This window comes from Thalassotalea coralli, from assembly GCF_055786205.1.
The window spans coordinates 248,962-275,022 of sequence record NZ_JBVVBK010000004.1 but is presented as its reverse complement, the minus strand read 5'-3'; the positions used below and the strand labels follow the sequence as shown (position 1 = coordinate 275,022).

The 26,061-nt window shown below is 39.9% G+C and carries 24 protein-coding genes; 6 read left to right on the top strand and 18 right to left on the bottom strand.

Annotated elements, in window-relative coordinates:
- Nucleotides 1-13: 13 nt before the first annotated feature.
- From ACOB80_RS12220 to ACOB80_RS12175, 10 genes are all read right to left on the bottom strand, one after another.
- Nucleotides 14-1,540, bottom strand: coding sequence for an aminotransferase class V-fold PLP-dependent enzyme (locus ACOB80_RS12220; protein WP_473166116.1), 1,527 nt, complete (start codon nucleotides 1,538-1,540; stop codon nucleotides 14-16).
- Between the two features lie 272 nt (nucleotides 1,541-1,812).
- Nucleotides 1,813-3,102, bottom strand: coding sequence for a threonine synthase (gene thrC, locus ACOB80_RS12215; RefSeq protein ID WP_473166115.1), 1,290 nt, complete (start codon nucleotides 3,100-3,102; stop codon nucleotides 1,813-1,815).
- 36 nt (nucleotides 3,103-3,138) lie between these two features.
- A complete protein-coding gene (gene thrB / locus ACOB80_RS12210) occupies nucleotides 3,139-4,107 on the bottom strand; it encodes a homoserine kinase (protein WP_473166114.1) in 969 nt (322 codons plus the stop codon).
- On the bottom strand, nucleotides 4,107-6,563 hold the full coding sequence (gene thrA, locus ACOB80_RS12205; RefSeq protein WP_473166113.1) for a bifunctional aspartate kinase/homoserine dehydrogenase I: 2,457 nt from the start codon (nucleotides 6,561-6,563) through the stop codon (nucleotides 4,107-4,109). Before thrA ends, thrB begins: the two co-directional genes overlap by 1 nt.
- A 263-nt stretch (nucleotides 6,564-6,826) precedes the next feature.
- Nucleotides 6,827-7,780, bottom strand: a complete 954-nt coding sequence (locus ACOB80_RS12200; protein ID WP_473166112.1) for a GGDEF domain-containing protein — start codon at nucleotides 7,778-7,780, stop codon at nucleotides 6,827-6,829.
- Nucleotides 7,780-8,388, bottom strand: a complete 609-nt coding sequence (locus ACOB80_RS12195) for a chemotaxis protein (protein ID WP_473166111.1) — start codon at nucleotides 8,386-8,388, stop codon at nucleotides 7,780-7,782. The genes ACOB80_RS12200 and ACOB80_RS12195 overlap by 1 nt, the downstream gene beginning before the upstream one ends.
- Nucleotides 8,385-8,750, bottom strand: coding sequence for a response regulator (locus ACOB80_RS12190; protein WP_473166110.1), 366 nt, complete (start codon nucleotides 8,748-8,750; stop codon nucleotides 8,385-8,387). Before ACOB80_RS12190 ends, ACOB80_RS12195 begins: the two co-directional genes overlap by 4 nt.
- 573 nt (nucleotides 8,751-9,323) lie before the next feature.
- The gene (locus ACOB80_RS12185) at nucleotides 9,324-10,022 is read right to left on the bottom strand and encodes a M48 family metallopeptidase (protein WP_473166109.1); all 699 of its coding nucleotides are present in this window, start codon (nucleotides 10,020-10,022) and stop codon (nucleotides 9,324-9,326) included.
- A gap of 13 nt (nucleotides 10,023-10,035) precedes the next feature.
- Entirely contained in the window at nucleotides 10,036-10,443 is a 408-nt protein-coding gene (locus tag ACOB80_RS12180) for a YebG family protein (RefSeq protein WP_473166108.1), read from the bottom strand.
- Nucleotides 10,444-10,624: 181 nt separating this feature from the next.
- Entirely contained in the window at nucleotides 10,625-12,226 is a 1,602-nt protein-coding gene (locus ACOB80_RS12175) for an isocitrate lyase (protein WP_473166292.1), read from the bottom strand.
- A 312-nt stretch (nucleotides 12,227-12,538) separates the two neighbouring features.
- On the opposite strand from ACOB80_RS12175, the gene ACOB80_RS12170 reads away from it, so the two are divergent.
- From ACOB80_RS12170 to ACOB80_RS12150, 5 genes are all read left to right on the top strand, one after another.
- Nucleotides 12,539-13,489 (top strand): LysR family transcriptional regulator, encoded by a 951-nt coding sequence (locus ACOB80_RS12170; protein ID WP_473166107.1) that lies wholly within the window; start codon nucleotides 12,539-12,541, stop codon nucleotides 13,487-13,489.
- Complete coding sequence (locus ACOB80_RS12165) at nucleotides 13,464-13,868, top strand: CidA/LrgA family protein (protein WP_473166106.1); 405 nt, start codon at nucleotides 13,464-13,466, stop codon at nucleotides 13,866-13,868. The genes ACOB80_RS12170 and ACOB80_RS12165 overlap by 26 nt, the downstream gene beginning before the upstream one ends.
- On the top strand, nucleotides 13,861-14,583 hold the full coding sequence (locus ACOB80_RS12160; RefSeq protein ID WP_473166105.1) for an LrgB family protein: 723 nt from the start codon (nucleotides 13,861-13,863) through the stop codon (nucleotides 14,581-14,583). The genes ACOB80_RS12165 and ACOB80_RS12160 overlap by 8 nt, the downstream gene beginning before the upstream one ends.
- A 319-nt stretch (nucleotides 14,584-14,902) precedes the next feature.
- The gene (locus tag ACOB80_RS12155; RefSeq protein WP_473166104.1) at nucleotides 14,903-17,086 is read left to right on the top strand and encodes a malate synthase G; all 2,184 of its coding nucleotides are present in this window, start codon (nucleotides 14,903-14,905) and stop codon (nucleotides 17,084-17,086) included.
- A 206-nt stretch (nucleotides 17,087-17,292) separates the two neighbouring features.
- Nucleotides 17,293-17,682 (top strand): hypothetical protein, encoded by a 390-nt coding sequence (locus ACOB80_RS12150; protein ID WP_473166103.1) that lies wholly within the window; start codon nucleotides 17,293-17,295, stop codon nucleotides 17,680-17,682.
- Nucleotides 17,683-17,758: 76 nt separating this feature from the next.
- Here the strand turns inward: ACOB80_RS12150 and ACOB80_RS12145 are convergent, their stop codons facing one another.
- From ACOB80_RS12145 to ACOB80_RS12135, 3 genes are read right to left on the bottom strand one after another with little or no spacing between them, the layout of a single operon-like run.
- Nucleotides 17,759-18,700, bottom strand: coding sequence for an AAA family ATPase (locus ACOB80_RS12145; protein ID WP_473166102.1), 942 nt, complete (start codon nucleotides 18,698-18,700; stop codon nucleotides 17,759-17,761).
- Nucleotides 18,701-18,704: 4 nt separating this feature from the next.
- Nucleotides 18,705-19,388: a hypothetical protein gene (locus tag ACOB80_RS12140; RefSeq protein WP_473166101.1), complete on the bottom strand. Its 684-nt coding sequence runs from the start codon at nucleotides 19,386-19,388 to the stop codon at nucleotides 18,705-18,707.
- Nucleotides 19,378-19,929, bottom strand: a complete 552-nt coding sequence (locus ACOB80_RS12135; protein ID WP_473166100.1) for an RNA polymerase sigma factor — start codon at nucleotides 19,927-19,929, stop codon at nucleotides 19,378-19,380. Before ACOB80_RS12135 ends, ACOB80_RS12140 begins: the two co-directional genes overlap by 11 nt.
- Nucleotides 19,930-20,196: 267 nt before the next feature.
- Here ACOB80_RS12135 and ACOB80_RS12130 point away from each other — a divergent pair, with 267 nt between their 5' ends.
- A complete protein-coding gene (locus tag ACOB80_RS12130) occupies nucleotides 20,197-20,481 on the top strand; it encodes a peptidylprolyl isomerase (RefSeq protein ID WP_473166099.1) in 285 nt (94 codons plus the stop codon).
- Between the two features lie 109 nt (nucleotides 20,482-20,590).
- On the opposite strand, the gene ACOB80_RS12125 is transcribed toward ACOB80_RS12130, so the two are convergent.
- From ACOB80_RS12125 to pstA, 5 genes are all read right to left on the bottom strand, one after another.
- On the bottom strand, nucleotides 20,591-21,886 hold the full coding sequence (locus tag ACOB80_RS12125; RefSeq protein ID WP_473166098.1) for an inorganic phosphate transporter: 1,296 nt from the start codon (nucleotides 21,884-21,886) through the stop codon (nucleotides 20,591-20,593).
- A 9-nt stretch (nucleotides 21,887-21,895) separates the two neighbouring features.
- Nucleotides 21,896-22,576, bottom strand: a complete 681-nt coding sequence (locus ACOB80_RS12120; RefSeq protein WP_473166097.1) for a TIGR00153 family protein — start codon at nucleotides 22,574-22,576, stop codon at nucleotides 21,896-21,898.
- Between the two features lie 215 nt (nucleotides 22,577-22,791).
- Nucleotides 22,792-23,493: a phosphate signaling complex protein PhoU gene (phoU, locus tag ACOB80_RS12115; RefSeq protein WP_473166096.1), complete on the bottom strand. Its 702-nt coding sequence runs from the start codon at nucleotides 23,491-23,493 to the stop codon at nucleotides 22,792-22,794.
- 24 nt (nucleotides 23,494-23,517) lie between these two features.
- Nucleotides 23,518-24,342 (bottom strand): phosphate ABC transporter ATP-binding protein PstB, encoded by an 825-nt coding sequence (gene pstB, locus ACOB80_RS12110; RefSeq protein ID WP_473166095.1) that lies wholly within the window; start codon nucleotides 24,340-24,342, stop codon nucleotides 23,518-23,520.
- Nucleotides 24,343-24,412: 70 nt separating this feature from the next.
- On the bottom strand, nucleotides 24,413-26,047 hold the full coding sequence (gene pstA, locus ACOB80_RS12105) for a phosphate ABC transporter permease PstA (RefSeq protein WP_473166094.1): 1,635 nt from the start codon (nucleotides 26,045-26,047) through the stop codon (nucleotides 24,413-24,415).
- Nucleotides 26,048-26,061: the final 14 nt, after the last annotated feature.

The window sequence follows — 26,061 nt, the reverse complement described above, 5'->3', positions numbered from 1 at the left end:
TGCGATTAATCCTTTAACCAAATAAACGCTGAATAATCGATGGCGATTGCCCAGCTTTAGCTTTATTGCTTAAAGTTTCTAGCGCATTAAAGTTCGCTAACGCAGGAAATTCAACCCCTTGACCTTGAAATTCAAAGTCGCCTGACGCAGGGTTAAAGCGATATTCTTTTGACCATTCTGCGATATTAGCTGTTACTTGGTTAATGGCTTCTACCACTTTAGCCACTTCTTTATTGGTCATGGTTGGGTGAAATGACGCTCTTATCCAGCCTGGCTTTTCTGCTAAATCACCTGAATTAATTTTCTCAGTGATCTTGTTAGATGTGTCGTGATCTACGTTTAGCAAGATGTGGCCGTAAGTACCTGCACATGAACAACCACCACGCGTTTGTACACCAAACTTATCGTTAAGCAAGCGAACAACCAAATTATGGTGTGCACCTTTCACGTAAAAAGAAACAATCGCTAAACGATTTCTTATGTGCTGCTCAAGCATAACAACATCATCATTCTTTTCTAACGATGACATGACAAAATCAGTGATTTCCTGCTCACGCTTTTCAATATTAGCAACCCCCATTTCATCTTTTACTTTAATCGCTAACGCAGTGCGAATACATTGTAAAAAGCCTGGCGTACCGCCATCTTCACGAAGCTCAATATCATCAAAGAAACTGTGTTCACCCCAAGGGTTAGTCCAAGTTACTGTACCGCCACCTGGATGATCTGGCACTTTGTTCTTGTATAAAGCTTTATTAAAAATAAGTACGCCTGAGCTACCTGGGCCTCCCAAAAACTTGTGAGGAGAGAAGAAAATTGCATCTAGAGCCTGCTTTGGATTCGCAGGGTGCATATCAATATCTACATAAGGAGCTGAACAGGCAAAATCGACAAAGCAAAGTCCACCATGTTCATGCATCAATTCCGCCATCTGGTAATAAGGCGTTTTAATTCCGGTAACATTTGAACAGGCAGAAAAAGATCCGATTTTAACTTTTCGGTCTTTATACTCTTCAAGAAGTTGTGATAAATGCGCTAAACACGGCAAGCCATTTTCGTCAGGATTTACTATTTCAAGCGAAACTTCACACTCATACCAAGAAGTCTGATTCGAGTGGTGCTCCATATGAGTGATGAATACCACTGGTTTATCTTCTTCTTTAATGGTTACTTGGTCTTGTACTTTTTCAGGAATACGTAAGCCTAAAATACGTTGAAACTTATTAATTACCCCTGTCATACCAGCGTCTGCCGTAATAAGAATGTCGTTGTTACAGGCATTAACGTGCTTTTTAATGACATGCTGTGCTTCGTGATAAGCATTTGTCATTGCACTGCCGGTTAGGTTTGTCTCGGTATGAGTGTTGGCGACATATGGACCAAGCGTATGGCTGATAAAGTCTTCAATTGGCTGATATAAGCGGCCACTAGCTGTCCAGTCCGCATAAATAATGTCTTTCTTTTCCCCATTAATTACATGGCTAAGATCTTGACCAATAACGTGGCGTCTAAAAGGTAAAAAGTAATTTTCTAAAGACATAATTTATAACTCTGCTTATCTAAACTCTCTTTTCATTTTAATAAACAGGCAAATTAGCGCAACTTTAAACTAATATAAATCAATATTAAGCAATAAATTTCCAACCAAGGACAGATTTAAAATATTTATAACTAACACATACTAAATTTGTCAGAAAATTGAGAAATTTATTTTATCTAGGTCGCCTGATAGAAATATTTTTCCTTTTACCATAAAAAAAGCCGATGTTTTTAATAATAAAAACATCGGCTTTTCCATTTGAAATTAATGAGCTATTTCATTAAATAGGTACGTAATTGGCTAAAGTCTGCCGCTAACTCAGATGAAAGAATAGTTTCTGTAGCACAATCCGCTAACTCTTTAGGCATACCTATTGGCTGACCTAGTGTACTTTCAACCACTTCTTTAAATTTAGCTGGATGAGCTGTACCTAAAAAGACACCAAATTCGTCATCTTGTGCATTGTATTGCAACGCTTTATATGCCACAGCAGCATGTGGCTCAGTGATATAACCTAGTTTTGATAAGGCAATCACGGTCATTTGCGTTTGCTCTTCGTCAACGCTAAACGACGACACACAATCTTTAGGAACAATACCTGAACGCAACATATGCTCTACACGTGGCCAGTTATTTGGATTACTAACATCCATCGCATTAGACATAGTGGCAACAGTGTCATTGGGGCTCCATTCACCCGTTTCTAAGTAACGAGGAACAGTGTCATTTGCATTAGTGGCGGCAATAAAGCGCTTAATAGGTAAGCCTAACGCTTTAGCAAACAAGCCAGCCGTCAAGTTACCGAAGTTACCACTAGGAACTGAAACAACTAAATTGTCTAACGCCGCCTTGCCTTTTTGACGATACAACTGAGCAGCAGCTTCAAAGTAGTAGCATATTTGCGCAAGCAAACGGCTAATATTAATAGAGTTAGCAGAGTTAAGGCCAATCGTTGTTTTCAATTCATTGTCATCAAAAGATTGCTTTACTAACGCTTGGCAATCGTCAAAGTCACCTTCAACAGCAATTGTTTCTATATTGCCGCCTAACGTAGTAAACATTTTTTCCTGCAACAAGCTAATCTTGCCTTTTGGATACAAGATAACAACACGGATATTATCAATGCCATGGAACGCATGTGCCACAGCCGCCCCCGTGTCACCTGAAGTTGCTGTTAAGATAGTTAACGGCTTATTTTTATCGCTAAAGGCTTGTAAGCAGCGAGCCATAAAGCGCGCTCCAAAATCTTTAAACGCTAACGTTGGCCCGTGAAATAATTCCAAAATAGCGCGATTCTCACTGATCGGGTGAACTTGTGCAGGGAAATTAAACGCATCTGTCACTATTTCAGACAACTGCTCTTTCGTTAAATCTTCTTGAACAAATGGGTGCAATACGCGAACGCTGCGCTCAACCATAGGTAAGGCAAGTAGCTCTTCGATATTCGATAGTTGAGGAATACTTTCAGGAAAAAATAACCCTTGTCCACGTCCAAGACCTTGTTTAACCGCACCAGAAAAACTCACTTGCTCGCTGGCGTCTTTTAAATTATAAAATTTCACAATAAATCCTATTTAACTTCTCTGTAGCTCTATGTGCTATAACGCACGAGCACCTTGTTCATCTGCGCGGCACACGTGAACAAAGCCTAAGCTTTCACCCTGTGCATCGTATTTTAAATATTCTTTTTTTAGCCAATCGGCAAATTGTTGCGCTTTTTCTGCGTCATCTGTGGCACAAAATAACGTAGGGCCAGAGCCAGAAATTCCAACCGCTAGCGCGCCTTGCTCTTGTAAATACTGCTTCGCCGCAGAAAAGCCTGGTAATAGCTGCTGACGGTATGGCTCAGCCACAAGATCTTGGACAACAGAAAATGCCGCAAGTTTTTCTTGCCTATGACAGGCATCAACAAAAGTCGCTAAGCTTTGAGATTGCTGTATTAAGTCACTACGCGAGTACTCTGTAGGTAATACTTCTCGAGCCGCTTTGGTAGACACTTCAATACCAGGGTATGCCATGACGTAATAACAGTCATCAAATGTCGGCAATGCTCGGGTGATGATCGCGTCATCTGCAACCATTAACTGCAGTCCGCCATAATAGCAAGGTGCTACGTTGTCATAGTGCAATGAACCACTGATTTGAGCTTCCATTTGCCCCATTAGCCTGAGCATTTCTTCCTTGCTAAACAGTTTCTTACCACGTGATTGATAAAAACAGTTTAGTGCTTCCAAAGCAGCTACCACAGAACAAGCACTCGAGCCTAAACCTGAACCCACAGGCATTTTCTTATCAAGCGTTAACTTAACCGGTACTGGTGACACCTGGCGCTTATCTAATTCACTATTAAATAACTCTAAGCAGTGCCAAACAATATTACTTTTAACATCTGATGGTAGCTTATTGGCAAATACACCTATCACGTGTAATTCATTTTGCTCTGCCTCTTCCACCGAAATAACGTCGCCAAGCAAGGTACCATCAACGGGAGACACGGCAAGACCAAGTACGTCAAAACCGACACTAAGGTTACCGATCGACGCCGGCGCGAATACTGAAACAGCCATTAATGTTGTTGCTCCCAAGCTAAAGTACGTAATAAATCACCAAATACACCTGCTGCGGTTACAGCAGCGCCTGCACCGTACCCTCTTAGTACAAATGGCAGCGGTTGATAATAGCGACTGTGAATAGCTAGCGCATTCTCACCGTCTTTAATTGCATATAAAGGATGGTCAGTGCCGACAGCTTCAATCGATACTTGGCATTTACCATCAATGATATTACCGATATAACGTAAAACTTTACCTGACTGTTTAGCGGAATCAATTCTATCTGCAAATACCTTATCTAAATTCGGTAAATTCGCCATAAAAGTATCAACATCACCGCTTGCGTCAAAGTCATCACCTAATACTGAATCTACTTTGATATCACTTAGCTCCAGTTGCATGCCTGCTTCACGCGCCATAATCAACAGTTTACGTGCCACATCCATACCGCTAAGGTCATCTCTAGGATCCGGCTCAGTAAAACCATTTTCTTTGGCAATCGCCGTTGCCTCAGAAAGTGTCATTCCTTCCTCTAGCTTACCGAAGATATAAGATAACGAACCAGACAATATACCTTCGAATTGTAACAATTCATCTCCCGCTTTAATTAAGCTTTGCAAGGTATCAATAACAGGTAAACCCGCTCCTACCGTTGTTTCATATAAAAAGCGACGATTTGTTTTTTGTGCCGTACTTCTTAGTGCTTGGTAGTATTCCCAACTGTCCGTATTGGCTTTTTTGTTAGGTGTTACCACATGGAAGCCTTCTGCTAAATAGTCGACATAGCTCATTGCCAGCTCTTCATTTGACGTAGAGTCAACTAGCACTGGATTAATCAAATGATTTTCTCGAACAAACGCTTTAATGTTTTCAACCGTTAGTTCAACAGTATTTTTACCTAAAAGCGCTTGCCAATTATTTAAATCAATACCGTCTTTGTTTAACACCATGCCTTTACTATTAGCAACACCATAAACTTTCAGCGCGATATTCTGCTCTTTTAATTTTGGCTGTTGGCGTGCGATTTGATCGATTAATTCGCTACCTACAACACCGCAACCAACAAGGAATACGTCAATAGTTGGTTTATGAGAGAAAAAGTTTTGATGACTCACTTTTAACGCATCTGTACATTTTCTGCTTTCAATAACAACCGAAATACTGCGCTCTGACGAGTCTTGTGCTATGGCGACAACATTGACTCGAGCCTGTGCCAAAGATGAAAAGAATTTAGCCGCAACACCTTGTTGATGGTGCATACCATCGCCTACAAGTGACACGATAGATAATTCATCTTCTAGTGCAATTGGCTCAAGTAGACTGTTCAGTAATTCCAACTCAAACTCTTGTTGCAAGCTTTCTTTAGCAAGCTCTGCATCGGCGGAGTGAATACAAAAGCTTATGCAGTACTCGCTAGAAGACTGACTGATTAATACTATGGAAATGTTTTCTCGGCTCATTGCGGCAAACACTCGGCTTGCCATTCCAACCATGCCTTTCATGCCTGGGCCCGAAACATTTACCATAGTCAAATTATCTAAATTTGAAATCGCTTTAACTTGTTTTTTCTGATCGTTTTCGTTGGCAATTAATGTGCCTGGTGCCGATGGGTTTTGCGTATTCTTAATTAAACAAGGAATATGATACTGGGCAATAGGGCCTATTGTTTTCGGGTGTAATACACTCGCACCGAAATAGGATAGCTCCATCGCCTCTTGATAAGAGAGATACTCAAGTAAACGAGCGTCTTTAATTAAGCGCGGATCGGCATTATATACACCGTCAACATCTGTCCAAATTTCACAACACTCTGCTTGCGCACATACCGCTAGCACCGCTGCAGAATAGTCAGAGCCATTGCGACCAAGCGTTGTTACCTGCCCTTTGCTATCAACACCGATAAAGCCAGGCATGATAGAGATATTAGCTAAATTGTCATATTCGTGAGAGAACTTTTCTTTACACAAAACTAAATCAGCTAAAGCATTCAAAGATACGTCATTGGTTCGTAAAAACTTTTCAGGTTCAATAACATCGGCTTGGTTACTATGTGCTGATAGAACCGACTCCAATATCGCAACACTTAATCGCTCACCGATACTGATAATTACCGCTCTAACGTGTTCAGGACAATACGTTAAGAGGTTTGCGCCCTTTAAGAAGCGATGTAACTGTTGTTCCCAGTTAGCTAGAGCTTGTTCTGCATGGTTCACTTCAAAGCCTGCAACACTTGCTTTTAAGTCATTAATAATGGTTTCAATAGCTTGGTGAAAGTGTGCTAAATCTGACTCTAGTCGCTGTTCGTCATTAATATTTTCTGCCATCGCTACTAAGTGATTGGTTACACCTTGTGGCGCTGAGACAACAATAGCAACCGGAGATGCTACTGCCTTTTCCATGATGATGTTCGCTACTTGAACAAACCTTTCGGCAGAAGCTAGTGAAGAGCCTCCAAATTTTAACACTCGCATTTTTACACCCTCTAAAAACGAAAAAAGCCCGTTACCTTTATGGTCACGGGCTTTGATAAAATACTTTCTTTTACGCGTCAGCCAATGACCACCATCCCTGTAAGGGTGGTAGTGGTAATAATGGTAATTAGGCGCGTATTCAATTTCATAGCGAGTAAAATGCCTGATTTAAATTAGAGTGTCAACACTAATTTCTGAATAAAGTAGATAAAAAGCGAATATAACTAGATGATTTGTGAATAGGTATTACGTTAACGTAAACTTTAACCAACTTGGCATGCGGCCGAAATTGCGTCGCAAACGTTGTTTCGTCCTTTTTCTTTAGCGCTATATAAAGCACAATCAGCTAAAGAGATTAAATCTTCATAGCGTTTGTTATGTTGACCAATAGTTGCGACACCGACACTCGCAGAAACCTTAATACTTTGGCCTTGATAGTCGATAACGGTTTGCTCAATTGCACTACGGATTCGTTCTGCAACATCCAAAGCACCGGTTAACTCTGTTTCTGGCAAAATAATGGCAAACTCTTCACCGCCATAACGACCAAATTGATCACACAAACGCAATAAATTTTGAATATTTTGCGCAGTTTCCATTAAAACTTTGTCGCCTGCTTGGTGCCCATATGTATCATTCAGCTGTTTAAAGTTATCTAAATCAAACATAATTAACGCTAGATCATGGCCATATCTGCGCGCACGAGAAAACTCTTTATCTAAGCACTCTTCCCAGTGCTTGCGGTTAAATACCTTAGTTAAGCCATCAATGCGATTTGCTTTCGCTAATTCTTCCAAGGCTCTATTTAACTTAGATTGAAAGTGAGCAACGTCAGTTGCATCTTCTACCAGTATGCTAACGTGGGTTACTTGTCCATCGTTTTCAATAGGTAAAAACGTGCAGTTTTGAGCCATTACAGGGCTATCAGTAGTAATTGGTCTGGTATGAGGTAATTCAAACAAGTGATGTCTTTGTTCCCAAGAACAGAAACTTGGGGATCGCAATTGCACGACGCTTGATAATTTTCTTTCGAACCACTTTTTCGGTAATTCAGGGAATACTTCGAAAATACACTGTTCAATAACGTCGCTGTGCTCTCTGTGAGAATGCACTTGCATAAACCGATTGAATTCGACAATTTTTAAATCAAGATCAACGACAACGACACCGGTGTTAAGTCGCTCAAAAATTGTTGTACAAACACTACCGTTCTGCATTAGAAAGATTCCAGAATACGATCTAATACCTGAGTAATGTCGACAAATGCCGATTCAGGAATCAAAAGTACCATATCGCAATTAAAGGAATAGTCCGTTACCTGATAAGTAATTTTAACTTTAAGCGCTAGATCCCAATTAAATGCTTGCTGCTCGATATGCTCTGACAGCGTTGACTTATTATTTGACAATAACCTAGGCGCACTATACGACATTTGATTGTCGATTTGACTTGCAAATACATTGAGAAACGTCGTGGTTAATATTGAACTTAAATCTATGATTTGTTCTTCCACCGAAAGTTCGTCAGGCTCATAACCGAGTAGGTCAGCTAACCTATCAGAATCTTGCGGTTGATAAATTAACAACGCTTCACCACGGATCCCTTCGTAACCAAAGAATCCTTGGCTTACAACTGCGGCGTTATTGTCTTCAGTGTGAAACTCTGCTGAAATCTCTTGAGAACTTACTTGTTCGATCTTAGGTACTTTAAGATAAACAAAGGTGTCTAAATAACGTGCTAACTGATCACTTGCCTGTCCCATAGCGACATTGATAAGCTCTTGTAAGCAGTCTTGTTGATCAGCGTTTAAATTTATCACAGTCATACCAAACCATATTGAGTTAAATGTTGATTCAATACTTCTTGTTGAACAGGTTTACGTAAAAATGCAGATGCGCCGAGGTCAAGTACTTTACTTTGCATTTCTGGTTGAACGTCGGCAGATATCACGAATACCATGACTTCTATACCGCGGTTTTTAATTTCGGTTAATACACCAACACCATCTAACACGGGCATGGTTAAATCTAGGAAAAGAACGTCAATTTTTTGACTAGACAATATACCAATTGCTTCTTCGCCGTTTGTCGCTAATTGAACATTGTCAGAAAGCGAAGCTGGTAGGCTTCTTAATACTTGTTTTCTAGCTAAATTTGAGTCATCGCAGATAAGGACGGAAAAACTCATTTCTGAATATTCCTTTATTGTTTTTATTTTATTGGCGTTAATTTACCCTAAAATTGACGTTCTGTTAACGTATTTAGGCAGGAAAATAAGAATTTTTTGTTTATTTATAAGCTTTTTTTGCTCAAATAAGAATCTAAATTGTATACAACCAACCACATGTTAAAATGTTGTTAACAATTTTTTAAGAAATAAGAAGGCGTAACACTCTACATACTAAGGCAGAGTGTTACTTTATTCGAAGCGGGATCTTCAAATAATTTATAAACTTATAAGGAGGTTCAAAAATACCAAAGACAGCACTGCAGAAGCACTGTATATAAAAGTCATTTTAAAACTATAACTATTAAATTTCATTCTCGACTCCATATTCCAACTTTCATCCAATTTGCCGAATGTCAGCAATTCATGCTGAAATATTAAACAAAATCTATGCCAAGCTGTTGAAAGTATTAAATTCAACGTTGAACTGTGACCATGCTATTAGAAAAGTAAAGTGAAGTCTGAAAGGGATAGTTACTGAGCTGTTTAAAAATGTAACCAAGCTATAAACCGAGATACCGGTTTATAAGAAAATTACGTTTCCGGCCATATTAGATATCGTTGGTGTTCTTTAAGCCAGTTTTTCGCATCGCGAAAGTTTGGATAATGATCGGCAACTAATTGCCAGAAATCTTGGCTATGATTTAGGTGTCGTAAATGGCACAACTCATGGACTAAGACATAGTCAATTACGTGCTTTGGTAACATCATAAGAAAATAGTTAAGCTTGATGTGAGCTTTATTATCACAACTGCCCCATCTAGCCTTGTATTTTCTGATGCTAATATTTTCAGGCATGAGCCCGATACTCTCAGCTATTTGCATAAGCCTGGAGGGCAGGATGTTTTTCGCGGTTAACGCATACCAAGCTTCAAGTTGTTTCTTCAGGTGCTTTAGTTGTTTCTCAGTAGTTTGACCGCTGTATCGTTTTGCTAAACCACAGTAGATATGATCGTTTTGAAAAGAAGTGCCAGTGCCGTCATAACCAACAACTAACGGGACACAATGACCATCAAACCAAAGTTGACCGTTTAATGATAAATCGTTTGCGAACGTCTTACTTATTTCTTGTTGATTAATTTTACTTTTTAACCAAGATTCTTTTTCAGCGATTAGGTGTGAAATATAAGATTCGGAAACATGGTTAGGCGCAGTAACAATCACCTGAGCATTTTGTACCTTAACGGCAATGTTTTTACGCCGGCTACAGCGGCGCAATTGATAATCAACCATCGCAATCCGCTACTTATGCAGCGTCATCTTCCGCTTGCTCTTCCTTGCTAGCTTTTGCTTTTGTGGTTTTGGCTGTTCTAGTTGCCTTTTTGGCCGCGGGTTTGGCTTCTTTAGCAACAGGCTTTACTTCTGCTACAGGGGCTTCTTCGACAACGGCTTCTTCTGCATGAGCAGGTTTTTTAACCACCTTAGGTTTTTTCGCTTGTAGCGCGATTAAAACATCTTCACGGTGTTTAGCTAAGAATATGCTCAGTTCTTCTTTCATTTCATCATTTAGTTCGATCGGCGCTTGCTCAAACATTTCAGTAAGATTGTCTGCCATATCCAACATTTTGTCATATTCGTCAGCGGCTTTCTTATCCATAAACGTTTCAACCTCCACACCTTGTCTAATGACAACAAATCTACTCTCAACAGCCATCAGTTTCCCTTAACTCTTAGTAATATGAAGCAGAGGCGTTTACTTCGCCACCACAAGCCTGTATATAAAAACAGTAAGATACGCCTTTTACAAAAAATTGCAACGAAAAAATATAAAAACCACGATCCGGATCAAACCAGATCGTGGTGACATTTTAATGAAATCTTAAACGTTTTTAGCGTTAAGCGATATTAGCAAACTGGTTCATAGTATTATCTTTACCAGCGGCTTTTAGTGCTGCCTCGCCAGCAAAGTATTCTTTATGATCATCGCCCATATCTGAACCAGCCATGTGCTGATGCTTAACACAGGCAATGCTTTGGCGAATTTCTTTACGTTGAACACCTAGTACATAACCAAGCATGCCTTGTTCACCGAAGTACTCTTTTGCAAGGTTATCCGTCGATAATGCAGCCGTATGGTAAGTCGGTAAAGTAATTAAATGGTGGAAAATACCTGCTTCTTTTGCAGCATCGCGTTGGAAAGTACGGATTTTTTCATCAGCAACTAATGCTAATTCACTATTGTCGTACTCTTCACTCATTAAACGCGTTCTGTCATAAGCGCTAACATCTTTTCCTTCTTCTTGCATAGCATCAAATACTTGCTGTCTAAAGTTTAGCGTCCAGTTAAATGATGGCGAATTGTTATAAACCAATTTAGCATTTGGAATAGTCTTTCTAATTTCATTTACCATGCCGCCAATTTGACCTATGTGTGGTTTTTCCGTTTCAATCCAAATCAAATCCGCACCATTTTGCAATGAAGTAATGCAGTCAAGAATACAACGTGCTTCACCTGTACCCTGCTTAAATTGGAAAAGGTTACTTGCTAAACGCTTAGGACGAACTAATTTACCGTTCTGTTTGAGTACTACATCGCCTTGCGCCAAATCTTCAGCGTTAATTTCTTCACAATCTAAGAAACTATTGTATTGGTCGCCTAAATCACCTGGCTCATTTGACACAGCGATTTGTTTAGTTAAACCAGCGCCCAATGAATCAGTACGTGCAACGATAACACCGTCATCTACACCTAACTCCATAAAGGCATAACGTACAGCGTTAATTTTTGCTAAGAAGTCAGCATGAGGCACGGTAACTTTACCATCTTGATGACCACATTGTTTTTCATCAGATACCTGGTTTTCAATTTGGATACAACAAGCGCCCGCTTCAATCATTTGTTTTGCCAATAAATACGTTGCTTCCGCATTACCAAAACCAGCATCGATATCTGCAATAATTGGCACAATATGCGTTTGATAGTTATCAATACTCGATTGAACCTCTTTCGCTTTTACTTCATCACTTTCCTCTTTAGCAGCATCTAACTCTCTAAACAACGCGCCAAGTTCACGTGCATCTGCTTGGCGCAAAAAAGTATAAAGCTCTTCAATTAAGCTAGGTACCGATGTTTTCTCGTGCATTGATTGGTCTGGTAGCGGGCCAAATTCAGAACGTAGCGCAGCGATCATCCAGCCGGAAAGATAAAGATAACGACGATCAGTACTTTGAAAATGCTTTTTAATGGCAATTAATTTTTGTTGACCAATAAAGCCATGCCAACAGCCAAGAGACTGGGTATATAAGCTAGGATCTTTATCATAAGCTTCCATGTCTTTACGCATAATGCCTGCGGTATATTTCGCTATTTCAATACCTGTTTTGAAGCGATTTTGCATACGCATTCTCGCGACAGATTCTGCATTAATAGATGCCCAATTATTTTGTTTATCAATAGTTTGTTGAGCTGAGTTAATTTCTGAATTGTAACCTGTCATCTTGTTCTCTCCCGTGGCGAAACTCATGTCATTTACTTGGATGTAACTTTGGTTGGAAGTTGTCATATCCATGTACAAAAAGGTAATCGACCTCAGAGACATTTATGAAATATATTATTGTTATCACCACCATTCACAAAAATTATAAAGGTAAATAGAAAAGCACATTTTCTAACAAAATCAGAAAATTAAGCTTTATAACACTGAAGTTAACTTACTGATTTCATCAATTATCGACCAAAGTAGCCTTGCACTTTATCGCCAACAGTGTCATATACTGCATTTATGAAAGTTATGTAGGCCATCAATACAATGAATATTTCAAAGATAGATTTAAACCTGTTGATTTACCTAGACGTCTTGCTTAGAGAAAAAAATGTTACCCGAGCTGCAAATAAGTTAAACATTACTCAACCTGCTATGAGTAATGGCCTTAAGCGACTAAGAACACTATTTAATGACCCTATACTAGTGAGAACTTCTGACGGTATGGTACCAACAGAAAGAGCGAGAGCTTTATCACCAGTACTAAGGAAGATATTGCTTGATCTAGAAGAAGCATTACAAGGTGAAGAAGAGTTTAATGAGCTTAACAGCCAACGTGTGTTTCGTTTGATGGCCAGTGATTATGCGGCGTCTACTTTACTGCCGGTACTGCTTAGAAAAGTAAACCAGATTGCACCGAATGTGACGATAGACATAATGACGCCTAGTGATGTGACCTTCCACGACGTCGAAGCGGGTAAAATTGATATGGCGATAAACCGATTTGATGAACTTCAGCAATCTTTCCATCAAAAGACAATTTGGCGAGACGGCTTTTCCTGTTTACTGAGTGCCGATAATGAAGTGGTCTCAAAATTTAACTTGAACTCTTATTTAGCTTCTAAACACGTATGGGTATCAAAAACTGGCTTTGGTGTTGGTGTTGGCATGGACCCGAAAGACGTGCAAAAGCTAGGCTGGGTTGACGAAGCACTCGCTAAACTAGGCAAGAAACGTGACATTAAGGTATTCACACGAAGTTATCATGTGGCTATGCAGCTAGCTTATGAAGACGGCCTGGTCGCAACACTGCCGACAAAAGCAGCGATGCTTCATAAAGACGATAACAACTACACCATTTTGAAGCCACCGTTTGAAATTCCTGATATTGAATTGAAAATGATCTGGAGTCCACTGCTACATCACGATGCTAGCCATGTTTGGTTTCGACAATTAGTGATAGAGGCGGCGAATGAGCACCAAGCAAAAACGCGTTAATCATTTTGTCGACCTTGTTTACAGTATCTTCGCCATCACCATTTGTTTACTAGGCGGTTACGGTATCTATCACCTAGTTGGCGGACTACCTGCGAGTCTTTACGGGATGTTGATTTTTACAACCTTACTTCAGGTTCGCCTAATCTCAGCAGAGCGTGTGACCAATAGTATTCATTGGTTTTTAAAAAACATGGCGGTATTTTTTATTCCAGCAGGGGTTGGCTTGGTACAACATCTTGCATTGATGAAGGAATTTGGACTCGAACTTATCATTTTAACTTGCGTAACAACGGCAGGTCTATTGGTATTTGTCGGCAAGCTTATGCAGCACAGAATTAATGCTAAAACAAAAGCGGAAGCGGCTGAAAGCTATGAATGATTACCTCACGTTTTTGCCGTCGCAGGCTAGCTTATTGCTTTATAGTGTACTGACTATTACTTGCTTTTATGGTTATGTAAAAGTGCAAGCTAAAACGAATTGGATATGGCTAAACCCCATGTTGTTCGCTGTATTATCATTGATGACAATACTTTATTGCTTTGACGTTGATTATCAAGACTATCAAATGGGAACAACCTGGCTAAGTAAACTATTAGAGCCTGCCGTTGTCGCACTTGGTTACCCTCTTTATCAACAGCTACCAACAATTAAGCGCCATTGGAAATCTATCGCTTTAATTCTAACCTTTGGTGCAGGCTTTGTTATTAGCCTTAGCTACTTGCTAACTTGGTTTGCGACAAACAACCACGCACTGGCTACCTCTATCGCCTTAAAGTCGGTGACAACACCTATAGGATTGGCACTTACTCACGAACTCGATGGCAACCAGGCTGTTACCGCTTTTGCCATTATCATTGCCGGCTTAGTCGGTGCGGTTAAAGGAATTGACTTACTCGAAAAAGTAGGCTGTAAAGACGCCAAAGCTCAAGGACTAGCCGTTGGTGCCGCTAGTCACGCTTTGGGCACAAGTGCAATGAGCCAACTAAGTTACGTACATACTGCATATAGTTCTTTAGCGTTAATTTTCTCTGCGACCGTTACGGCGGTTATCGCACCAATCATAGTACCAATAGTGAACACCTTAGTTAGGTAACAGCTTTCTCGGTTTGTTACCTAGTTTGCTCAAATAGATCGCCACCAGCAATATTCACAAAATTTCTATAAAACCATCTTACATTCACATTGAAAATAGTGGTTATTCAAAAAGACAATATGGGTAAAAAACCAGCCAAAAAGACAAGCCTTATCCTTATTTTTCATAAACTTAACGAGTTATACTCTCGCCATAAGTAAGTTTATTTGGACGAATACTCTTTGACACCACTTGCTCAAACCTAGGTTAATTTTTACATTGTGACTAAGTCTTAACTGAAAGTCTTATTGAAACTTTTCATTTTCCATTAGAGGTCAGCATGTCTACTTATATTTCGCAAGCCAATTTACACATAGACCAAGCATTTTATCATTTTATCGAAAAAGACGTGTTATCTCCGCTGGCGATGAATAGCGAAAATTTCTGGCATGGCGTTTCAGATCTGGTTGCAGAATTAACCCCTCGTAATTTAGCTCTGTTAGAGAAGCGAGAGCAACTCCAGCAAAAAATAGATGAATACCATCAAAATAATGGCAATTTAGACCCAGCCGACTATAAATCCTTTCTCACCAATATTGGCTACTTGGAGCCAGAAGTTAGCGACTTTTTGATTGAAACAGCAAAGGTAGACGATGAGTTAGCAACTATCGCAGCACCCCAACTTGTTGTACCAATCATGAATGCAAGGTTTGCACTCAATGCGGTGAATGCTCGCTGGGGAAGTTTATACGATGCGCTATATGGGACAGATGTTATTTCTGCTGAAAAAGGTGCTGAGAAAACGGCTGCATACAACCCTGTAAGAGGACAAAAAGTTATTGAGTACGCAAAGAGCTTTCTCGATGAAGCTTTGCCCTTAACAATAGGCTCTCACAACCAAGCTATTGATTACCAAATTGTTGAAGACGAATTAATTATTAGCTTAGCGGACGGTCAGCAAACATCGTTAAAAAGTCAAGATGTATGGCAAGGTTTTACAGGCAATAAAACAGCTCCCAATTCTTTAATGTTCAAGCATAACAACTTACACATCGAAGTTATTTTTGATAAGAGCCATCAAATCGGGCAGCGGGATTTAGCAGGTATTTGCGATATCAATATTGAATCTGCATTAACGACTATCATGGACTGCGAAGATTCTGTTGCTGCGGTTGATGCTGAAGACAAAATAACGAGTTATCAGAATTGGCTAGGCTTGATGCAAGGTACGCTACAATCCAGTTTTGTTAAAAACGGGAACACGCAAACACGCAACATGTCGTCGGATAAGCATTATACCTCCATACAAGGTGAAGAAAAAACACTGTCAGGTCGAAGTGTCATGTTTATTCGTAACGTTGGTCACTTAATGCGAAACGACGCGATTTTAGATCAGCATAAAGCTCCCATTTTCGAGGGGATTTTGGATGCCATATTTACCTCTTTAATTGCACTGTTTGATCTACGCCGTCAAAGCGCTTGTATCAATAGTTCTAAAGGATCCATCTATATTGTTAAACCTAAGATGCATGGTGCTGAAGAAGTCGCTTTTGCTAATACGCTGTTTAATCGTGTAGAAGACTTACTAGGGATAAATCGACATACAATCAAGATGGGAATAATGGATGAAGAGCGTCGCACCAGCCTTAATTTGAAAAACTGTATATATGCTGCCAAAGATCGTGTTGTCTTTATTAATACTGGTTTCTTAGATAGAACTGGAGATGAAATTCATACCTCAATGCACGCAGGAACTATGACGAGCAAGCTATTGATGAAACAAACATCATGGTTAACTAACTACGAACAAAATAACGTTGCCGTTGGTTTAAAGTGCGGTCTATCAGGAAAAGCACAAATAGGTAAAGGCATGTGGGCAGTGCCCGACAATATGGCCGACATGATGGCCCAGAAAAAGGCGCAATTATCCGCAGGAGCAACAACCGCTTGGGTTCCTTCACCTACAGCTGCGACCTTACATGCTCTGCATTATCATCAAGTAAGTCCGTTCAAGGTGCACAAGCAAACAGATACTTGCGCGAGTTACATTGACGAGATTTTAGAAATCCCGTTGCTAACAACGGAGAAACCAAGTGAAGAGCAAGTTACCCAAGAGCTAGAAAACAATATTCAAGGCATACTTGGATATGTGGTGCGCTGGATAGATCAGGGTATTGGTTGTTCCAAAGTACCGGATATTTTCAATGTAGGATTGATGGAAGATCGAGCGACATTGCGTATTTCAAGCCAACATCTAACCAATTGGCTACTAAATGGTATTTGCAGTAAAGAGCAAATTGAGGCTGGCTTTACAAAAATGGCTAAAGTAGTTGACCAACAAAACGCTCATGACCCGCTCTATCGTTCTCTATTTGTTGGCGCAGAAAACAATCTAGCGATGAAAGCAGCAAAGTCACTTGTTTTTCAAGGTTTAACACAGCCTAGTGGTTATACGGAGCCTTTACTACATGCCTACCGTTTACAAGCAAAACAACAAGTTAAGGAACAACTCAAAAGCGCTTAAATGCTTAATTGACAACTTAACAGCAAACATGGTTATACTACGAAGCTTTTATTACAATTGTAATTAGTCTCGAAAAAATGTCAGTTTATCTGATAAAACTGGCATTACATTTCAGTTACAATTAGAGTAAAATATAACCAATCATGGAAGTTTGTTAATATTTAGATGTCATTAGCGAACCAGTATCTTGGCATGGGGATAGTGAAATGAAATCATTAGCTAAGCGTTTGACAGTACTTTGCGGTACATCGCTTTTAATTGCAGCCACTTCGGTAGCGGCCGATCTCGAGCCGACTCTAGAAGAGCTTGAAGAGTTTGACCAGCAAGAGGCACAGTATGCATTTTTCCTCCCTGAATTACCTAGTGAAGGTACTGCCATTAAGTTAAATCGAGTTGAAAAAAAGCCGGTTACTTCCAACGCTTATTACAGTACGTGTAAAGCTAAAAAGCGCAATGAACTATATGAATTAACCGCTATTTTCAACGATAAGCTACAGATGTTTTTATCTTCTTTTGATGATAAGCCTCATTACCAAATGGTAGAGAAAAAAGAAGACAAAGAAGCAGTGCCGCTAGATAAAGAAGTTACTTTATAGCACTATTTCTAGTGTCAGTATTGAAAACAAAAGAGCCACTATAAAGTGGCTCTTTTGTTTTAGGCGTTTACCAGTTTTAGAACTGGTAGCCTTTACCCTTTTCCAGAAGTTTAGCGACAGAAATTTTATCTACTGCACAATCACTTATGTCTTTTTTACTGAACACATAAATTTTGTCCATATAGCGGTTTCCCTTTTTCTCTCCGCCAGACTTGATAATCAAGCTTACATTCTCGGTTCTAGGAACAGCCTTTAAACCATTACCATATAAACAAAAGGTTTCAGCCAAAGCATTTGATAGTTTCCCGTAATACTCTTTGCGCTCTTTTTCTTGATTTTGACGCTTCGCTTTTTGTTTCTTTGCGACAACTTCTGCTTTTTTCTTCAGCTCAATTTGCGCCTGCTCAATTTTTTTGCGCTCCTGAGCCAATTCTTTTTGTTTTTGAGCGATTTCAGCTTTTGCTTCTTTATCGCCTCGACGAATTCTATACTCAAGATCTTTAAGCTCACGCTCAATTTCTCGCATTTCATAGGCTAGATCACGCTGAGTATTTCTAATATCTCGATACTCTTCTCGCTCTTCATAAAGCGAATCTACTGCGCGCTCATAACTCTCTGCCGCTTTTTCCATCGATTCTGCCATACTGCGAGTAATTTCTTCTTCCATATCATCATCATCAATATCAATATGAATGTCGGCCATTGGTGCTACAGGTGGTACTGGTACATCAGGCATGACGAAATTGAAGTTGTAATTTCCCCAGTTACTATGATGCGCATTTGAGCTAATAGTAAATACGACCCCTTGGCCCTTTAAATAAACGCTATCAACGCCGTTAATTCGAGACGAGCGTCGTGACTGGCTTTCATTCATCGACGACTTAATAATTTTACTCATAATGTTAAGTTGTTTATGCATGGAAGCATATTCATCAGCTACTGCTGTGGTGCCAACAGCAGAAGCAGCAAGCGCTCCAGTAATCATAGCTTTTGCGATTAAGTTGCGAGTCTTTTTCATGGCATTATTCCTCTGTTGACCACTCTGCTGGCTGAGCCTGCAGACCTAAATTTTTAATGTTGCTATTTTGCATTCGTAATGTTTGTTGAATCTGTTTCATCTGCATATTTTGATCAAACTTATCTTCTGCGCGTTGATCATTGATGTAGTTAATAAAGTCAGTAAAATCTTCTTTCCTTTCCTGCCTAGAAGCCCCCATTATGTAGCTAGCTAGCTGCAAGTTACTGTCTTGTTGTTTTTCTCTTAAATCAGCCGTCATATTAGCTAAAATAACTTGCTGCTCATTGGCAAACTGTTGTAATCGGCTATCAATCATTTGCTCGATATCTTGCGTTTGAGCTTGTTGATGGCTGCCAGCAAAGCTAAGTAATACGCCACTATCTTGCACCACCAATTCAACTTTAAAGATAACCAAGCCAATGGCGAACAAAGAGAAAGCAAAAGACATAGCAGGTAAACCACTCCATTGCCACCATGGCTTTTTGTCCGATTCAAACGTTGCCTCTCTGTCCCAGTTAGGCACTTTTTCGTCAGGCGATACCTCTACATGATGCATTAAATGTTGGGCCATTTCTCTACGCCAGTGCCAATCACTTTCGCGCTCAGTATCTGGTGGTGTTTGTAAATCAGGCTCAGAAAGCCAGGCTTCAAATGCTTTTTCTGTGTCGGTATTATTTTTATGCGACATAATCCAACTCCAAATGATCTTTTAATTTGTCTAACGCGCTGTATAGTCTCGACTTAACTGTATTTGTCGAAATGCCCAACTGGCGCGCAATCTCTTCAAAAGTCGCATGTTGAAAAAACTTCATTTCAACCACCAACTTTTGGTTTACCGGCAATATAGCTAATGCCGCTTGTATCTCTTGTGCCCTTTGGCCTGATGTAGCGGAAAACTCAGGGCAACTTGCCTCATCTTCTTGGTCAAACTCAGGGCTATCGTCTAATGACTGCATCGGCCTTTTACGTCGATAGAATTCAATACAACGATAGTGAGCAATTTTGAACATCCAGCCTTTAAAAGGGCTTTCTCCACGAAACGAAGCTAGGTTCCTAAAGACAGATATAAAAACATCCTGCATTAGGTCTAAAGCATCCTCGCGATTACTCACCATGCGCAAGGCATAGTTATAGAGCGCCTTTTCATGGCGTTTTACTAATGTTAACCAAGCCGACTTCTTTCCTTTTAAGGCCTGTTTTACTAGTGTTTCATCGCTGCGTTCAAACACGCTTATTCCTATGTTTATTTGTTGATATTCTATGTTTAACTATTAAGTCGAGACGGCATCGAAAAAAGTTTGGAAAAAATAAAAAAAACTTTATTTTTTATTATTTTCGATTATCACTAAGAGCTACTTTATATAATTTTTGCCTTAGTTTTCATTAAAATAACCCTTACGTAAACTTTTATCACAATTTAAAAGAAAAAGTTATTTGCACGACAGGAAAATTCAAGTTAGCTTTAATATTACGGTTTTTATAAGCAATTATTCATTATGATCACAGCTTCTGCTCGACATATATTAGTAGACAGCGAAGAACAGTGCTTGATGTTAAAAGCTAAACTTAACTCCGGTGCTAAATTCGAAACAGTCGCGAAAGAGTTTTCAACCTGCCCTTCTAAAATGCAAGGAGGCGCACTAGGTTCATTTGGTAAAGGTCAAATGGTAAAAGAGTTTGATGATATCGTTTTTACCGGTGAAATAAACAAGATACTTGGGCCAGTGAAAACCCAGTTTGGTTATCACTTAGTTGAAGTTACTCGACGTACAGACAAGTAGTACTTTCCACTGTCACCTTTAGGGTTAAGTTCCCTCCCAAAAAAAAGACATAAAAAAAGCCATCGTTAACTGATGGCTTTTTTACAGGTATTAAGTGGACTTAATTCGATTAACCGAAGAATCCATTTAACATCCAGAAAATCAAGATTGATAAACCTGCACCAACGGGTAGTGTAATCACCCAAGAAACAACAATGTTTCTTACAACACTCAGGTTGATTGCTGCAATACCGCGAGCCATACCAACACCTAAAACAGCACCAACAAGTGTTTGTGTTGTTGAAATAGGTAGGCCAGCACCAGAAGCGATTACAACGGTACAAGCAGCTGCTAATTCAGCCGCAAAACCACGGCTAGGTGTTAAGTGAGTAATACCTTTACCGATAGTGGCAATTACTCGGTGACCAAATATAGCCAAACCAGCAACAATACCTAAACCACCTAGAGGTAGAATCCACCATACTAATGGAGACTTCTTAACAATTTCACCACCATTATCAACAATACTTACTACCGCAGCTAATGGACCAATTGCGTTAGCAACATCGTTTGAACCGTGGGCAAACGCCATACAACATGCTGTTACTACCATTAAAATAGCGAAAACTTTTTCAACGTTAGTAAATTGAGTTGATTTGTCAGCTGCATCGTCAAACTTCAGCTTAGCGATAAATGCTTTACCGACAAGCGCCACTATCGCAGCAACAATAATCGCTAAGTAATAACCGCCAGCACCTTTAAGATCGAATGCAACAACGCCTAAATCTACTGAGTCTAAGCCAATGTGCTTAAGACCTTTCTTGATGGTTACTAGTGATAAAACAAAGCCCGCTAAGAACATGTAAATAGGGACATAACGACGTGCATTATTTAAAGGATTATCGGTATCGAAAATCAACTTCTGTGCGCTGTTAAATATGATAAAGGCAATAACACCAGAAATAAGCGGCGTTATAATCCAGCTACCAACAATGCCAAGAACTTTACCCCATGCGACTGTGTCAGGGCTTACACCGATTGCCGCGAAACCAATAATCGCACCAACAATAGAATGTGTCGTTGAAACAGGCCAGCCTAGGATAGAAGCAATCAATAACCATGTTGCCGCAGCCAATAGCGCAGCAATCATACCGAATACTAACTGTTCTGGAATATCGACAAAGAAACTAGGGTCAATAATACCTTTACGAATTGTGGACGTTACCTCACCACCTGCTAGGTAAGCACCTGCGAATTCAAAGATCATCGCAATAATAATTGCTTGTTTTATTGTTAGCGCTTTTGAGCCAACAGAGGTACCCATTGCATTTGCAACGTCATTTGCACCAATACCCCACGCCATAAAAAAGCCAACAATGGCTGCGATCATGACAAGAGTAGCGCCATGTGTAACTAAAATATCCATGACTTTTCCTTACTTTCTTGCCAATAGAATTTCTAAACGTGCACCAACACGCTCAGCTAAGTCAGCTAAATCGCCAACCCATTCAATAATTTGATATAAGAACATTACGTCAACAGGCTTTAAGCTGTCTTCGATGTTTAATAAGTTCTTACGAATAGAAATTTGCAGTGAATCTGTATCGTCTTCAATCGCAGCCAATTGGTGGATCATTTTCTCAACGATGTTAATTTCACGACCACCAAAGCCAGTTTCTAACAAGTCATCTAACTCGTTAATCGCTTCAGCAGCTTTCTCGATTGCGTCAATGCAACGTTGAACGTAAAGGGTGAATTCTGAATGAAGTTGTTCTGGAATTTCCATCTCACGACCGATGATACGGCCAGCAATATCCTTTGCTTTATTTGCAATTTTATCTTGCTGCGTTAATAGCTCGAGTAAATCAGCACGATCTACTGGCATAAACAAGCCACCAGGAAGTTCTAAACGCAATTTACGTTTTAACGCATCAGCTTCTTTTTCCAACGTTGAAATATCATCACGAATTTTATTCGCTGTTTTCCAGTCGTTGTCGTTAACGGCAACGAAAAATGGAACAAGAAGGTTAGAACACTTAGAAACCATACGAATGTGTTTTTCTAATGGTTTCAATGGTGATTTTGCAAATACACCTAGTATTGAATTATTTGCCATAATGTTATCCAGGAGCACAATTGCTCTTTGTTGTTTTTCGGCGCGGATATTAACCTATTCGTGGCTATTTACAAGCATAAATCGCCAAGAATTTGATTTTAATACCCTCATATAAAAAACGACTATGTTAAACAATTATTTAACATAGTCGAATATTTAAAAGCTTGCGTATATCAACACAAATTTGGTTAATAAACAATCGTTTTACACGATTATCAAATTTTCTTAATATCTTCAGCAGTAGTGTGACGGACAACCTTACCTTTAACGAAATAGATAATGTACTCACAAATATTTTGACAACGATCACCAATGCGTTCTAAAGCACGAGCTGACCAAATAACCGTCATAATTTGTGGAATAGAGCGAGGCTCTTCCATCATGTACGTCATTAATTGGCGCATCAAGGCTTCGTATTCACGGTCAATTTTTGCATCACTCGCATGAGTTTTGATTGCCGTTTCAACATCCATTCGCGTGAAAGCATCAAGGGTAATTTGAAGAATTTCTAATACTTTACGACCTAGATTATCTAGGTTCATCAGCATATCTTTATGCTCGCTGCTAAGGCCTTGCAAACCTACTTCAGCAATCTTTTGTGCTTCGTCACCGATACGTTCCAAATCCGCAATCGTTTTTACAATTGCCATAATCAAGCGCAAGTCACCCGCTGCTGGTTGGCGCTTGGCTATGATACGCGTACACTCATCATCAATACTCACTTCTAAGTCATTGATCATATAGTCGCTGTTATGAACACGTTGCGCTAGCTCTTCATCGGCTTCATAAACAGATGTTAAAGCATCGCTTAGTTGTTTCTCAACTAAGCCACCCATTTGCATTACGTGATTAATTACACGCTCTAAATCTTCGTTGAACTGGCCCGAGATATGACGGCCGATATTTAAATTATCCACAGAATTCTCCTATTAGTCCCTAAATTAACCGTAACGTCCAGTAATGTAATCTTCCGTCTTTTTCTTAGCCGGAGTCGTAAACAAGGTGTTAGTATCGGTATATTCGATAAGATCACCCATGTACATAAATGCTGTTTGGTCCGATACACGTGCAGCTTGCTGCATGTTATGCGTTACGATGACAACCGTGAACTGTTTCTTAAGGTCATTGATCAGTTCTTCAATGGTTAGCGTTGAAATCGGATCAAGTGCAGACGTTGGTTCATCTAATAATAGCACTTCTGGTTCAATTGCGATGGCTCTGGCAATAACTAGACGTTGTTGCTGACCACCTGAAAGACCTAGCGCACTGTCGTGTAGGCGATCTTTCACTTCGTCCCACAATGCTGCAGAACGTAAAGATTTTTCTACTGCTTCGTCTAACACGCGGCGGTTGTTTTCGCCCGTAATACGCAAACCGTAAACAACATTTTCATAAATGCTTTTCGGGAATGGGTTTGGACGTTGGAATACCATACCAACTTTACGGCGAAGCGCGGCAACATCTACATGCTTATCGTAAATATTTTGGCCGTGAAGGTTAATTTCACCTTCGATACGACAAGAATCAACTAAGTCATTCATGCGGTTGATACAACGAAGTAATGTTGATTTACCACAACCACTTGGACCGATAAAAGCCGTCACTTGCCCCTTAGGAATTGCCATGGAGATATTTTGCAGCGCCTGCTTCTCACCATAGAACAAGTTAAGATTATTTATATCAAGCGCCTTTTGCTCTGGCGCTAAATTAGCCAAGTCGACTTTTTGCTGACTTTCTAAAACACTTTTTGGGCTAACGTTAATCATAATATTCTCTTTACTCAATAAATCTGTTGTATATGGGGGAGTATTCTCCCCCTCGTTAAAGCTGACTAAATTAGTGCTCTAACATACGGTATTTTTCACGAAGTCGATTTCGAATCGACACTGCTGTCATATTTAGGGCAATGATGATAGTCACAAGTAATAGTGCCGTTGCATATACTAATGGTCTCGCCGCTTCAACGTTCGGGCTTTGGAAGCCAACATCATAAATATGGAAGCCAAGGTGCATGAACTTACGATCTAAATGTAAGAACGGGAAGTTTCCATCTAATGGTAAGTTCGGTGCCATCTTAACAACACCAACTAGCATTAATGGAGCTACCTCACCCGCTGCACGAGCAATCGCTAGAATAATACCTGTCATAATAGCAGGGCTAGCGATTGGTAAAATAATTCGCCATAAGGTTTCAGCTTTCGTTGCACCTAGCGCTAAGCTACCGTGGCGCATTGCTGATGGGATACGCGCTAATCCTTCTTCTGTTGATACAATAACAACAGGAAGCGTTAGAATCGCTAAGGTAATCGCTGACCACATCACGCCTGGCGTACCAAATGTAGGGCTAGGTAGGGTTTCAGGGTAGAAAATTTGGTCTAACGTACCACCAACCATGTAGACAAAGAAACCTAAGCCAAATACACCATAAACGATTGAAGGAACACCTGCTAAGTTAATAACCGCAATACGAAGTAACTTAGTAAAAGCGTTCTTACCCGCATATTCATGTAAGTAAATCGCGGCAACAACACCTAATGGTGAAACGATAACTGTCATCAACAATACCATTAATACAGTACCGAAAATCGCAGGAAATACGCCACCCTCTGTATTTGCTTCACGTGGATCATCAGCAATAAACGAACCGATTTGTGAAAAGAAGGTACCTACTTTTTCAATAAAGCTTAATTGGTTGTTTGACTCAATCTTTAAGATGTACTCAAAATTAATGGTAACAACTTGGCCATCCATTGCGCGAACTTTTAAGTAATCGCGCGAGATGTTGTTACGTAATACACCTAGCTTCTGCTCAAGCACCAAATATTCATCTTTAAGGGCTTTTACTTCGTCAGCGATTTCTTTAGCACGCTCATCCGTTAACTTATCTTGTAGGCGGTACTTGCGCTCTTGCAAACGCAGGCGCTCGATTTGATAGTTAATCGCACCGATATCAACCTTTTGAAGTTCCTCAATCTCTTCTTGAAATTGCGTAACACGCTCTAAAAGCTCAGGCATTTTATCTAGTGATACTTCTTTACCGTCTAAGTGCAAGCTTTCGATAAAACCATAAAAGTTACCGTTTTTACGACGCTCAATAACCACTAAGTCTTCTGGTTGCGACTGCTTAACAACTTCTGGCATTAAGATCCAACGGAAGTCTAAGCTGACTAATTCACGGTTACCCGTTTTAATCAGTAAACGTTCAAGTTCATCTTCGCCTTTAAGATCTAAGTCTAAGTGCGCTAGCTGTGAAGCTGGGATCCACTCTCTGTCATAGATTTCACCAATAACCGTTGTTTGCTTGCCGTTTTTGTCCACCATATCAAACTGGTGCAACGTTGATGGCCAAAAATATGACAGACCATGACTCGCAATCAAATACAATAAGCCTAATACAGAAATTAAACTTAAACTTACGCCACCTGCTGATAACCAGATCCAAGGTGAGCCAGATTTAAACCATTTATTCATCTTTTTATCCTCAC

Bases quoted from the DNA above. Each gene is read 5' to 3' on its own strand.
- ACOB80_RS12220 (WP_473166116.1), bottom strand. From the start codon at position 1,540: ATGTCTTTAGAAAATTACTTTTTACCTTTTAGACGCCACGTTATTGGT.
- thrB (WP_473166114.1), bottom strand. From the start codon at position 4,107: ATGGCTGTTTCAGTATTCGCGCCGGCGTCGATCGGTAACCTTAGTGTC.
- thrA (WP_473166113.1), bottom strand. From the start codon at position 6,563: ATGCGAGTGTTAAAATTTGGAGGCTCTTCACTAGCTTCTGCCGAAAGG.
- ACOB80_RS12200 (WP_473166112.1), bottom strand. From the start codon at position 7,780: ATGCAGAACGGTAGTGTTTGTACAACAATTTTTGAGCGACTTAACACC.
- ACOB80_RS12195 (WP_473166111.1), bottom strand. From the start codon at position 8,388: ATGACTGTGATAAATTTAAACGCTGATCAACAAGACTGCTTACAAGAG.
- ACOB80_RS12190 (WP_473166110.1), bottom strand. From the start codon at position 8,750: ATGAGTTTTTCCGTCCTTATCTGCGATGACTCAAATTTAGCTAGAAAA.
- ACOB80_RS12185 (WP_473166109.1), bottom strand. From the start codon at position 10,022: ATGGTTGATTATCAATTGCGCCGCTGTAGCCGGCGTAAAAACATTGCC.
- ACOB80_RS12180 (WP_473166108.1), bottom strand. From the start codon at position 10,443: ATGGCTGTTGAGAGTAGATTTGTTGTCATTAGACAAGGTGTGGAGGTT.
- ACOB80_RS12175 (WP_473166292.1), bottom strand. From the start codon at position 12,226: ATGACAGGTTACAATTCAGAAATTAACTCAGCTCAACAAACTATTGAT.
- ACOB80_RS12170 (WP_473166107.1), top strand. From the start codon at position 12,539: ATGAATATTTCAAAGATAGATTTAAACCTGTTGATTTACCTAGACGTC.
- ACOB80_RS12165 (WP_473166106.1), top strand. From the start codon at position 13,464: ATGAGCACCAAGCAAAAACGCGTTAATCATTTTGTCGACCTTGTTTAC.
- ACOB80_RS12160 (WP_473166105.1), top strand. From the start codon at position 13,861: ATGAATGATTACCTCACGTTTTTGCCGTCGCAGGCTAGCTTATTGCTT.
- ACOB80_RS12155 (WP_473166104.1), top strand. From the start codon at position 14,903: ATGTCTACTTATATTTCGCAAGCCAATTTACACATAGACCAAGCATTT.
- ACOB80_RS12150 (WP_473166103.1), top strand. From the start codon at position 17,293: ATGAAATCATTAGCTAAGCGTTTGACAGTACTTTGCGGTACATCGCTT.
- ACOB80_RS12145 (WP_473166102.1), bottom strand. From the start codon at position 18,700: ATGAAAAAGACTCGCAACTTAATCGCAAAAGCTATGATTACTGGAGCG.
- ACOB80_RS12140 (WP_473166101.1), bottom strand. From the start codon at position 19,388: ATGTCGCATAAAAATAATACCGACACAGAAAAAGCATTTGAAGCCTGG.
- ACOB80_RS12130 (WP_473166099.1), top strand. From the start codon at position 20,197: ATGATCACAGCTTCTGCTCGACATATATTAGTAGACAGCGAAGAACAG.
- ACOB80_RS12125 (WP_473166098.1), bottom strand. From the start codon at position 21,886: ATGGATATTTTAGTTACACATGGCGCTACTCTTGTCATGATCGCAGCC.
- ACOB80_RS12120 (WP_473166097.1), bottom strand. From the start codon at position 22,576: ATGGCAAATAATTCAATACTAGGTGTATTTGCAAAATCACCATTGAAA.
- pstB (WP_473166095.1), bottom strand. From the start codon at position 24,342: ATGATTAACGTTAGCCCAAAAAGTGTTTTAGAAAGTCAGCAAAAAGTC.
- pstA (WP_473166094.1), bottom strand. From the start codon at position 26,047: ATGAATAAATGGTTTAAATCTGGCTCACCTTGGATCTGGTTATCAGCA.